This window comes from Cupriavidus sp. 8B (assembly GCF_054589115.1).
In genome coordinates this window covers 24,947-36,061 of sequence record NZ_BAAILO010000283.1, presented here as the reverse complement: position 1 = coordinate 36,061, position 11,115 = coordinate 24,947, and the positions used below count along the sequence as shown (strand labels likewise).

11 protein-coding genes are annotated in these 11,115 nt (G+C 67.3%); 2 read left to right on the top strand and 9 right to left on the bottom strand.

Going from position 1 to position 11,115, the window contains the following annotated elements; all coding sequences use genetic code 11:
- Positions 1–288: 288 nt before the first annotated feature.
- Positions 289–2,211 carry an aminodeoxychorismate synthase component I gene (gene pabB / locus ACYP5B_RS27810; RefSeq protein WP_459571838.1) on the top strand — a complete coding sequence of 641 codons (1,923 nt, stop codon included), beginning with the start codon at positions 289–291 and terminating at the stop codon, positions 2,209–2,211.
- Between the two features lie 9 nt (positions 2,212–2,220).
- Here the strand turns inward: pabB and ACYP5B_RS27805 are convergent, their stop codons facing one another.
- The 8 genes from ACYP5B_RS27805 to hda form a co-directional block, all read right to left on the bottom strand.
- A complete protein-coding gene (locus ACYP5B_RS27805) occupies positions 2,221–2,952 on the bottom strand; it encodes an energy-coupling factor ABC transporter ATP-binding protein (protein WP_318230903.1) in 732 nt (243 codons plus the stop codon).
- Entirely contained in the window at positions 2,949–3,647 is a 699-nt protein-coding gene (locus tag ACYP5B_RS27800) for an ABC transporter permease (protein ID WP_400092737.1), read from the bottom strand. Before ACYP5B_RS27800 ends, ACYP5B_RS27805 begins: the two co-directional genes overlap by 4 nt.
- Before the next feature lie 13 nt (positions 3,648–3,660).
- Positions 3,661–4,482 carry a 3-methyl-2-oxobutanoate hydroxymethyltransferase gene (gene panB / locus ACYP5B_RS27795; protein WP_318230905.1) on the bottom strand — a complete coding sequence of 274 codons (822 nt, stop codon included), beginning with the start codon at positions 4,480–4,482 and terminating at the stop codon, positions 3,661–3,663.
- A 209-nt stretch (positions 4,483–4,691) separates the two neighbouring features.
- Positions 4,692–5,333: a deoxynucleoside kinase gene (locus tag ACYP5B_RS27790; protein ID WP_267604338.1), complete on the bottom strand. Its 642-nt coding sequence runs from the start codon at positions 5,331–5,333 to the stop codon at positions 4,692–4,694.
- 84 nt (positions 5,334–5,417) lie between these two features.
- On the bottom strand, positions 5,418–5,936 hold the full coding sequence (gene folK, locus ACYP5B_RS27785) for a 2-amino-4-hydroxy-6-hydroxymethyldihydropteridine diphosphokinase (protein ID WP_318230906.1): 519 nt from the start codon (positions 5,934–5,936) through the stop codon (positions 5,418–5,420).
- On the bottom strand, positions 5,936–7,555 hold the full coding sequence (gene pcnB, locus ACYP5B_RS27780; RefSeq protein ID WP_400092739.1) for a polynucleotide adenylyltransferase PcnB: 1,620 nt from the start codon (positions 7,553–7,555) through the stop codon (positions 5,936–5,938). Before pcnB ends, folK begins: the two co-directional genes overlap by 1 nt.
- A gap of 1 nt (position 7,556) precedes the next feature.
- Complete coding sequence (locus ACYP5B_RS27775) at positions 7,557–8,231, bottom strand: histidinol-phosphatase (RefSeq protein WP_459571836.1); 675 nt, start codon at positions 8,229–8,231, stop codon at positions 7,557–7,559.
- A gap of 115 nt (positions 8,232–8,346) precedes the next feature.
- Positions 8,347–9,054 carry a DnaA regulatory inactivator Hda gene (gene hda, locus ACYP5B_RS27770; RefSeq protein WP_267604330.1) on the bottom strand — a complete coding sequence of 236 codons (708 nt, stop codon included), beginning with the start codon at positions 9,052–9,054 and terminating at the stop codon, positions 8,347–8,349.
- Between the two features lie 278 nt (positions 9,055–9,332).
- Here hda and purM point away from each other — a divergent pair, with 278 nt between their 5' ends.
- Positions 9,333–10,385: a phosphoribosylformylglycinamidine cyclo-ligase gene (gene purM, locus ACYP5B_RS27765; RefSeq protein WP_459571835.1), complete on the top strand. Its 1,053-nt coding sequence runs from the start codon at positions 9,333–9,335 to the stop codon at positions 10,383–10,385.
- A gap of 176 nt (positions 10,386–10,561) precedes the next feature.
- Here the strand turns inward: purM and ACYP5B_RS27760 are convergent, their stop codons facing one another.
- Positions 10,562–11,065 carry an N-acetyltransferase family protein gene (locus tag ACYP5B_RS27760; protein WP_459571834.1) on the bottom strand — a complete coding sequence of 168 codons (504 nt, stop codon included), beginning with the start codon at positions 11,063–11,065 and terminating at the stop codon, positions 10,562–10,564.
- Positions 11,066–11,115: the final 50 nt, after the last annotated feature.

Below are 11,115 nucleotides of genomic sequence, written 5' to 3'. Positions count from 1 at the left end.
CGCGCAGATGCGTGGCCGGCCTTTCTTGTTTTTGGGCGCGCTCAAACCGTGGGCTTCGCTTCAGGTGGCTCCTAGCCACCCCTCTCCCCGGCCCTCTCCCCCCGAGCGGAGAGGGAGCGAAAGCCGTCGTCATGGCGGGCGGTCTTTGGCCCGTTCCGCGGCTTCTCAGGTGCCGTGGGTTTACTCCCCTCTCCCACTTGTGGGAGAGGGGCCGGGGGAGAGGGCGGGCGCGCGATAATGCGATATCGCCCGCCTCCTGGCGACCTCAATTTACGCTGGTGATTTGCCGTGGCTGTCTCCCCGACCCGCTCGTCTTCTTCCTCAATCCCGCAAGCGCCCGTATCCGGCCCGGCCAGCGTCGCCCAGCCCTTCGTCCTGCTCGACGACGCTACCGCCGTATCCGGCGAGGCATCCTCGCGCCTGTACACCGGCTTCGCCCGCGAAGACGTGCTGCCAGACGCCTCAGCCCTCGGCACGCTCGACGCCTTGCTGGCCCAAGGCTGGCGCCAAGGCTGGCACGCCACGTTGTTTGCGCCTTACGAATTCGGCGGCCCGCTGGTTGGCGTGCCGGTCCATGTCGATCAGGCATTGCCTTTGCACGATGGCGCGTTGCGCCTGCTGTGGTTCAGGGAGATGCATCGGCTGGACAAGGCGCAGGTCGCGCAATGGCTGGCGCAGCCCTCGGATGAGCCAGCCGGCCTGATGGATGTCCTGGCTGACACGCCGGAGCCGGCTTTCCATGCCGCCATTGCTCGCATCCACCAGTGGATCGAAGCTGGCGACACCTACCAGGTCAATTTCACGCAGCGCCTGCGCTTTGCCGAGTTTGGCGATCCGCTGGCGCTCTATTCAGCATTGCGTGCCGCGCAGCCGGTGCCCTACGGCGCGCTGGTGCGGCTGCCGGGCGATGGCTGGGTGCTGTCGCTGTCGCCGGAATTGTTCGTCCGGCATGACGGCCAGGGTCAATTGCTCACCCGCCCGATGAAGGGCACGGCGCCGCGCACGGGCGACGACGCACGCGATGCCGAGGCCGCGCTGGCGCTGGCGGCCGACGCCAAGAACCGCGCCGAGAACGTGATGATCGTCGACCTGCTGCGCAACGATCTGGGCCGCGTCGCGGTGCCTGGCACGGTAGCCGTGCCCGATCGCTTCGTGGTGCAGCCCTTCGGCCAGGTGCTGCAGATGACCTCCACCGTCACCGCCAAGGCGCGCGCCGGCACCAGCCTGGCTGACCTGTTGCGCGCGCTGTTTCCCTGCGGCTCCATCACCGGCGCGCCCAAGCGGCGCACCATGGAGATCATCGGCGAACTGGAGCGCGCGCCGCGCGGCCTCTACACCGGCTCGCTCGGCTGGATCGACGCGCCCGGCGCGGGGCAAGCGCAGGCATGGCCGGGTGCCTTTGCCCTGTCGGTAGCCATCCGCACGCTGGTATTGGGCGTGCAGGGTGCCGACGGACTGCGCGCGGGCGAGATGGGCGTGGGCGGCGGCATCGTGCATGACAGCGACGCCGCGGGCGAATTTGCCGAGTGCGGCTGGAAGGCGCGCTTCCTGACCGCGCACGATCCGGGCTTTACCTTGTTCGAAACCATGCGGGTGCAAGACGGGCAGTGCCAGCGCCTGGATCAGCACCTGGCCAGGCTGGCGGCTTCCGCGGCCTGCTTCGGCTTTGGCTTCGAGCGTGCCCGCGCGCTGGCTGCCGTGCATGGGTCCGTGGCGGTTCTTGGTGCCGGCACCTGGCGCTTGCGGCTGGCGCTGGACAAGGCGGGCAGCTTCACCGTCGCCCACGGCCTGCTGGCGCCGCTCGCCACGGTCCCGGCGCAGGTGTTGCTGGCAGCGCAGGCGCTGCCGGTGGCGGACGCGCTGCGCCGCCACAAGACCAGCGCGCGCGCCGTCTATGACGCCGGCTGGCAAGCTGCCGAACGCGCTGGCGCGTTCGACAGCCTGTTCTTCAATGTCCGCGATGAACTGCTCGAAGGCGGGCGCAGCTCGGTGTTCGTCAAGGTGGATGGCGGGTGGCTGACGCCGCCGCTGGACGCCGATATCCTGCCCGGCGTGATGCGCGCGGCGGTGCTGGCCGATGGCACGCGGTACCTGGGCGGGGCGGTGCGTGAAGCGGTTGTCACGCGGGCCATGGTGCTTGGCGCCGAGGCGCTGGCGCTGGCCAATTCGTTGCGGGGCGTGTTACCCGCGGAGTTGCCGGCAAAAGCCTGAGCCAAGCGCTCAGGGGTGGCGCGTATCCAGCCGCCCGTCGCCGAGCTTCCAGCGCACCACGCCCGGCAGGTTGATCAGCTCGCGGTCATGGCAGACCATCACCACGCTGCGGCCCTCGGAGGCCAGGTCCTGCACCAGGCCGATCACCTGTTCGCGCGCGTAGCCGTCCAGGCTGGAGGTGGGTTCGTCCAGCAGTAGCAAATCGGGCTCCAGCACCTTGGCGCGGGCCAGTGCCACGCGCTGCACCTCGCCGCCGGACAGGCGTTCGGGGGCGGTGTCCTGCACGTGCGTGATGCCGGCCCAGCCCAGCGCGGCGCCCACGCGCCGCCTGACTTCGTCGTCAGGCATGCCGCGCGCCTTCAGGCCATAGGCGATGTTCTCGCGTACCGAGGTGCGGAACAGGTAGGGGTGCTGGTGCAGGTAGGCGATGCGCTGGCGCAGCGCGCCCGGCAGCGGATCGAGCGCGGCGTTGCGCGGCGTGCCGTCCGCGCTGGTCCAGGCCACCGTAGCGCCGGGCGCGCGCTCCAGCCCTGCCACCATGCGCAGCAGCGTGCTCTTGCCAGCGCCATTGACGCCGGTCAGCACCACGGCGGCGGCGCGCGGAAAGGCGAGCTCGGCAATATCGAACAGGCGGCGCGCGCCCACCTGGCGCCGCAGGCCGCGCACCGTCAGCAGCGGCGGCAGCTGTGAAGGCGGCAACGCCTGCCCGTCAGGCGTGCGGCGCGCGGGCAGCGTGCTCATCGTCGGAATCCTCCCGCGCCTTGCAGCCACGCCAGCATCACATTGACCAGTACGGCCAGTGCCACCAGCACGATGCCTAGCGCGATGCCCTGGGCGAATTCGCCCTTGCTGGTTTCCAGCGCGATGGCGGTGGTGATGGTCCGGGTGGCGCCTTCGATGTTGCCGCCGATCATCAACGCCGAGCCTACCTCGGCAACGACCCGCCCAAAGCCCGCCACCAGCGCCGCCATCAGGCCAAAGCGCAGCTCGCGCAGGACGGTAAACAAGGTCCGCCAGCGTCCGGCGCCCAGTACCCAGGCGGTTTCACGCAGGCGCGCATCCGCGCCCTGCAAGGTGGACAGGGCAAATGCCAGCACCACCGGGAAGCCGATCACCGCCTGCCCGAGCACCATGCCGCTGCGGGAAAACAGCAATGAGAATTCGCCCAGCGGGCCGTGGCGGGTGAACAGCAGGTAGAGGACCAGCCCGACCAGCACGGTCGGGAAGGAAAGGAAGGCCTGCGCCATCACCACCACCACGCGCCGTCCGGGGAAATCGTGGGTGGCGATCAGGTAGGCCGCGCCGATGGCCGGCACGGTGGCAATCGCCAGTCCGAGCGCGGCCACCACCAGCGAGGTCCAGACGATGAACCAGATGGCGCCGTCACCGCTGGCCAGAAGCGCAAAGGCTGCGACGGTGGCGGCACCGATCTCCATCGCCGGCGCGCGCTCAGGCCGAGAAGGTGTGTTCGACGGCCGGGAAGCTGCCGTCCTTCACGGCCGCCACGTAGGCGCGCACGGCAGCCTCGATCGAGCCGGCGCCTTCCATGAAGTTGCGCACGAACTTGGCCTTGCGGCCCGGGTAGACGTTGATCATGTCCTGCAACACCAGCACCTGGCCGGAGCAATCCGCGCCGGCGCCGATGCCGATGGTCGGGATGGTCAGCAGGCCGGTGACCACGCCAGCCACCGCAGCCGGCACCGCTTCCATCACGATCAGCTGGGCGCCCGCGGCTTGCAGCGCGAGCGCGTCGCGCTTGAGTTGCGCCGCGCTTTCGTCGGTCTTGCCTTGCACCTTGAAGCCGCCCAGCGCGTGCACCGACTGCGGTGTCAGGCCAATGTGGGCGCACACCGGGATGCTGCGCTCGACCAGGAACTTGACGGTGGGCGCGAGCCAGTCGCCGCCCTCCAGCTTGACCATGTGCGCGCCGGCCCGCATCAGCGCCACCGCGCTGGCGAAGGTGGCTTCCGGGGTGGGATAGGTGCCGAACGGCAGGTCCGCCACCAGCAGCGCGCTCTGGTTGCCGCGCGCCACGCATTCGGTGTGATAGACGACCTGCTCGAGCGTCACGGGCAACGTGGTCTGCTGGCCTTGCATGACATTGCCAAGGGAGTCGCCGACCAGCAGCACTTCGACCCCGCAGTAGTCGAGCAGCGCGGCGAAGCTGGAGTCGTAGGCGGTCAGCATGGCGATCTTTTCGCCAGCGGCGCGCATCGCTTGCAGCTTGGGGATGGTGACGGTCTTGCGGGAGGGGTCGAGGAGGTAGCTCATGACGTTGGGCCGGTAGAGAGACGGGAGCCGGGCTGGCCGCAATGCCGCAGTGCATTCATGATCCGTGCATCAACGCATCTGCATCCGTGCGGCAAGGCCTTTGCCCCTTTCAGTTCGTTCTGCGCGAGGCGCTCGGCCCTTGGACGGGACCGCGGGATTCGCGGCAGCGACTGCTGTCGTTATGGTGAAGGCTGGCAGGCGGGAACCTGTCAGGGCGCAGCGAGATTGAGAAAGGCCTTGCGGCCACGCATGTTTTCGATGCGCGACAGTAGTGTACGGAAATCGGCGTCGTTGTCTACCGGACTGAAGTGTGCGGTGTCGACGATCATGACCGGCGCCTCGTCGTAGCGATGGAACAGCTCGCCATAGGCATCCGACAGCCGCTCCAGGTAGGCATCGTCGATGCTGGACTCGCCTGGCGCGTTGCGCCGGGCGATACGCTCGCGCAGCAAGGCGGGCGAGGCCTGCAGCACGATCACGAGATCCACGCGCTGGCCTTGGGCCGGCAGGCGCGCGGCGAGGGCGTCGTACAGCGCCAGTTCCTCCTCGGGCAGCGTCAGCCCGGCGTAGAGGCGGTCCCTGGTGTACAGGAAATCGCCCACCATGCGCTGGCCTGCCAGCAGTGCCGCCTGCCAGGCCTTGAGCTGCTGCGCGCGCTGGTTCATCAGGGATAGCTGCAGCGGCAGTGCATAGCGCGCGGGCTCTCGGTAGTAGCGTTCCAGGAAGGGATTTTCACGTGCCGCATCGAGCAATTCGCCGGTGCGCAGGGTTTGCGCCAGGCGTTGCGCGAGCGCGGTCTTGCCGGCTCCGATGGGGCCTTCCACCACGATGCGGCGCAGATGTTCGAGCATGGGCGGGTCCGGTCGGCTAAGGGGGCGAACTACACGGTACAGGGCGGACGAAGCGGGGCCGGCTTGCCGCTGCCGGCCATGGCTTCAGGAATCGCTGCGCGCGTCGGGCTGCCGCGTGCACTTGCAAAAGGAGATCTTCTCGACACGCTGCGTGCTGAGCGCGGCCAGGTAATCCGCCGCGCGGCCAAGGCCGGGGATGACCAGTTCGCCGTCCAGCTCAAGCAGTGGCACCAGCGTGAAGGCGCGTTCGGTCACGCGCGGATGTGGCACCACCAGCTTTTCGTCCTGGTGGATTTCGTCGCCAAAGACCAGCAGGTCCAGGTCGAGGGTGCGCGGTGCGTTGCGGAAAGGCCGCTCGCGTCCGAACTGATCCTCGATGTGGTGACAGATGCGCAATAGCTGGGCTGCGGTGAACGAGGTCTCTACCTTGACCACTGCGTTGTAGTAGTCATCGCCCGTCGCATCGACCGGGGCCGTGCGATAGAGCGACGACCTCGCCAGCACCGTGATGCCGACCTGCTGGGCCAGGCACACGATGGCATCTTTCAGGGCCTGCCGGGCGTCACCCAGGTTGGCTCCGATGCCGATAAAGGCAAGTGTCATTACGATTCCTCCGGCTGGACGCGTACCTTGCCGGTTTTCCGGTCTGCAGTGGAGCCGGATTCCTGGCTCGCGTCCATATCACTCCGCGGAGAAACTTTATCCGATTTCCGCGGACTGCGCCGACGGCGCTTCTTGCGCGCCGGGCCGCCGCTGTCGCCAATTTCGCCGCTGTCGCCATCTCCGGCGGGCTCAAAGCCTTCGGCATGGCCCGCGCCGCCACTGCCGCCGCCCTGCTTGCCGCCGCCGCGCACCGGGCGCACGGCCTCGATCAGGTCTTCGCGGCCGTGGCTATCGGCGTCCTGGAAGTCTTGCCACCATTTCGCCAGCTCGGCCGGCTGCTCGCCGGATTCGCAGCGCAGGTAGAGGAAGTCGAAGCCGGCGCGAAAGCGCGGCGACTCGATCAGGCGGAACGGCATGCGGCCCACGCGCTTCTCGAAGCGCGGCTGCATGCCCCAGATATCCCGCATGTCGGTGACAAAGCGGCGCTGGATGGCGAGCTGGCCGGTCTGGCGTTCCAGCACGTCGTCCATGGCGATGTTGAGCGCGGCGATGGCATGCTCGCCTTCCTCGCGCAGCGTGGTCCAGCGCTGCAGCACGTGGTGCCACAGCAGCGCGGCAAACAGGAAGCCCGGCGAGACCGGCTTGCCAACCTGCACGCGCTGGTCGGTGTTGTCCAGCGCCAGTTGCACGAAGCGCTGGCCCATCGGCTGCTCCAGCGCGACATCCAGCAGAGGCAGCAGGCCGCGGTGCAGGCCGGCCTTGCGCAGTTCCTGCAGCGACGCCCAGGCATGGCCCGACATCAGCAGCTTGAGCATCTCGTCGAACAGGCGCGCGCTGGGCACGTTGTGGATCAGCGAGGCGAGGTCGGCGATCGGCTGGCGGGTGTCCTCGTCGATCGTGAATCCGGTCTTGGCGGCGAAGCGCACCACGCGCAGCATGCGGATGGGATCTTCGCGGTAGCGCGTGACCGGGTCGCCGATCATGCGCAGCGTGCGCGCGCGGATGTCTTCCATGCCCTGGTGGTAGTCGTACACCAACTGCTGGGCCGGGTCGTAGTACATCGCGTTGATGGTGAAGTCGCGGCGTTCCGCGTCTTCGGCCTGCGAGCCCCAGACATTGTCGCGCAGCACGCGGCCGGAGGCGTCGATGGCGTGGGTCTTGCTGTCGAGTTCCGAGCGCTTGAGGCGCCGCCCTTCGGGCAAGGTCTCGCTGGCGACCGCGTCGACCAGCGCGCGGAAGGTGGAGACTTCGATGATCTCCTGCTCGCGCCCGCCATAGAACGTCACGTGCACGATCTGGAAGCGCCGGCCGATGATGCGCGAGCGGCGGAACAGCGCCTGCACCTGGTCAGGCGTGGCGTTGGTCGCGACGTCGAAGTCCTTGGGCTTGATGCCCAGCAACAGGTCGCGCACCGCGCCGCCGACGATAAACGCCTCGTAGCCTGCCTGCTGCAGCGTCGAAGTAACCTTGATGGCGTTGCGCGAGATCAGCGACTGGTCGATCTGGTGCTCGGCATGCGCAACGATGTTCGGCGCATGGGCGCGCTGGCCGCGGCGTTTGACGGGGCGCTGCTGGGTGCCCGGCTTGCCTAGCAGCCGGTTGATTAGCTTTTTGATCACGTCAGAACAGGTCCATGATGCGCCAGCCTGACGCGGCGGCGTGGTGACGCAGGCGATCGTCCGGGTTGGCGGCGATCGGTTCGCTGACCTTCTCCAGCAGCGGCAGGTCGTTGGCCGAATCGCTGTAGAAGGTGGTGTTTTCGAAGGCATCCCATTGGGTGCCCATGCTCTTTAGCCAGGCTTCCACCCGGGTGATCTTGCCCTCGCGGAAGCTGGGAATACCCGCCACTTCCCCGGTGAAGGCGCCATCGGGCTTGCCGTTGGCGGTGGCCGGCTCGGTGGCGATCAGATGCCTGATGCCGAAGGCCGCCGCGATCGGGGCGGTGACGAAACTATTGGTGGCGGTGACCACGGCGCACAGGTCGCCGGCGTCGAGATGCTTGTAGACCAGCGCGCGCGCCTGCGGCGTGATAACCGGATCGATCACTTCACGCATGAACTGGCTGCGCAACGCTTCCAGGCGCTCGCGCGGATTGGCCGCCAGCGGCGCCAGGGCGAAACGCAGGAAAGCCTGGATATCCAGGGTGCCAGCCTTGTAATGGCCGAAGAACTCGTCGTTCCTGCGGCGGTAGAATTCCTCGTCGACAACGCCCAGGCGCACCAGGAAGCGGCCCCATTCGTGGTCGCTGTCAGTCGGGAGCAAGGTGTGGTCGAGGTCGAACAATGCCAGATTCATGGGCGGCGATTTTACATTAACGTGACTGTGACGGTTTTCTAAACGTCTCTGGATGCCAACAAAGTCAAGCACGGTGCATGCCATGGGCCACGCGCGCTGGCGCGCAGTCCCGGGTTCACTCGCGCAACTCGGCAAACATTTCCCGCAGCAGGGGCAGCGTGACGGCACGCTTGCGCTCCAGCGAATAGGTGTCTAGCGCGTCCAGCAGCGCCATCAGGCTGGGCATGTCGCGGTACTTGCGCGTAACCAGCCAGTGCGGGATTTCCGGCGAAAGCTGCAGCCCGCGCTCGCGCGCGGCCTGCACCAGCGCCGCCATCTTGTCCTCGTCCGACAGGGGCGCCAACTGGTAGACCAGGCCCCAGCCCAGCCGCGTACGCAGGTCCTCGCGCACCGGCATGGCCAGCGGCGCCAGGCTGCCGGCCACCACGATGGCGGTCCGCACGTGGGCCCGGACCTCGTTGTACAGCGAGAACACGGCGATCTGGCGCGCTTCGTCGAGCAGCTCCACATCGTCCACGGTGTAGAGCTGGCAGCTCGGGTCGAAGATGAAATCCGACAAGGCGTGATGCGGGCTCAGGTACCGGCAACGGATGCCAGCCTGGTAGCCGCTGTCGCAGACCGCATGCAGCAGGTGGGTACGGCCCGAGCCAACCTCGCCCCACAGGTAGATCAGGCGGTCGGCGGCCCGCTCCTGCGCCACCGCCGTGGCCAGGTCGCGCAGGCGCTGCACCGGCTCGCGGTTGACGGCAACGAAAAAATTCTCGAAGGTCGAGGGCGGCGGACTGCCAAGTTCAAGCGAAAGCTGCTTGGGGCGCGGAAACATGACTTATCGGTTACTTTGGGTACGGGTCATCTGTCAGGTAAACGCGTCGCGGCTGGCGTGCGCTGACCGCCTGTAGGGCGCGGGCAGAATGGCCTGGGGCTGCCGGAATCATCTTCATCGGGAATGGCTGCGGACAATACTTGATGACACGGGACACCGGAAACTGGAAGCCGGAAGCCCGTATCCGTTAAAATTGCGATTCTACTGGACTCGCGGCCGCAAATCGCCGTCGTGAGCGCCGCATTCCTCACTTCATACTCCAGGACAAGCAGGTTCCCATGAGCGCATCCCCCACTTCCGGCCAGGCAGGCCTCTCCTACCGCGATGCCGGCGTCGATATCGACGCGGGCGACGCGCTCGTCGACCGCATCAAGCCGTTCGCCAAGCGCACCATGCGCGAAGGCGTGATGGCCGGCATCGGGGGCTTCGGCGCGCTGTTCGAGCTGTCCAAGAAATACAAGGAACCGGTGCTGGTCTCCGGCACCGACGGCGTGGGCACCAAGCTCAAGCTGGCCTTCCAGCTCAACCGCCACGACACCGTGGGCCAGGACCTGGTCGCCATGAGTGTCAACGACATCCTGGTGCAGGGCGCCGAGCCGCTGTTCTTCCTCGACTACTTCGCCTGCGGCAAGCTGGACGTGGAAACCGCTGCCACGGTGATCAAGGGCATCGCCCACGGTTGCGAGTTGTCCGGCTGCGCGCTGATCGGTGGCGAAACCGCCGAAATGCCTAGCATGTACCCCGACGGCGAGTATGACCTGGCCGGTTTCGCGGTCGGCGCGGTCGAGAAGAGCCGCATCATCGACGGCACCACCATCCTCCCGGGCGACGTGGTGCTGGGCCTGGCCTCGTCGGGCGCGCACTCCAACGGCTACTCGCTGGTGCGCAAGATCATCGAAGTGGCCAAGCCGGACCTGAACGGCGACTTCCACGGCCAGCGCCTGCAGGACGCCATCATGGCGCCCACCCGCATCTACGTGAAGCCGCTGCTGTCGCTGATCGAGACGCTGCCGGTCAAGGGCATGGCCCACATCACCGGCGGCGGCCTGACCGAGAACGTGCCGCGCGTGCTGGCGCAGAACGTCACCGCCGTGCTGCAGCGCGACGCCTGGACCCTGCCGCCGCTGTTCCAGTGGCTGCAAGCCCAGGGCAACGTGGCCGACGACGAAATGCACCGCGTGTTCAACTGCGGCATCGGCATGGTGGTGATCGTTGCCAAGGAAGACGCCGACCGCGCCATCCGTCATCTGCAGGCTGCCGGCGAAGCCGTGTGGCAGATCGGCGAGATCCGCGAACGCGAAGAAGGCCAGGCGCAGACCATCGTGGTCTGAGCGTTCGGCTCCAAAGAAAAACGGCGCATGCTCAGGCATGCGCCGTTTTTTTACGCCCGCCAAGCGCTTGACGAAGCCGGCGAACGGGCCAAAGCCGCGCGCCATGACGACGGCTGTTTCTCCCCTCTCCCCCCAGGGGGAGAGGGGAGAAAACCCGCGCAGTAGGAAGTGCCGAGTCACTCCGCCGCGCCCAGCTTCGCCAGCGCGTCCCCCGTGACCCGGCAGATCCGCCAGTCCGGCATCACGTCCGCGCCCATCGCCCGGTAAAACTCGATCGACGGCGTGTTCCAGTCCAGCACGCTCCATTCAAAGCGGCCGCAGCCGCGTTCCACGGCCAGCGCCGCCAGATGCTTGAGCAGGACCTTGCCCAGCCCATGGCCACGCCAGGCGGGGTCGACATAGAGGTCTTCGAGATACAGCCCGGGCTTGGCCAGGAAGGTCGAGAAGTTGTGGAAGAACAAGGCGAACCCGACTGCCTGCCGGCCCAGCGCACCTTGAACCTCTACCAGCACGGCCTCCGCGTGCGGGCGCGGGCCAAACAGCGCTTCGCGCAGTTTTTCTGGCGTGGCTTCGACCAGGTGGGTGAGTTTCTCGTATTCGGCCAGTCCCGTGATCAGCGCGAGCAAGGTCTCGCAGTCGTCGGAAGTGGCGGGGCGCAGTACGAAGTCGGTGGCGGACATGGCGGGATTTGACGTCATCGGCAAGATATAAACGACGATTATCGCTTATC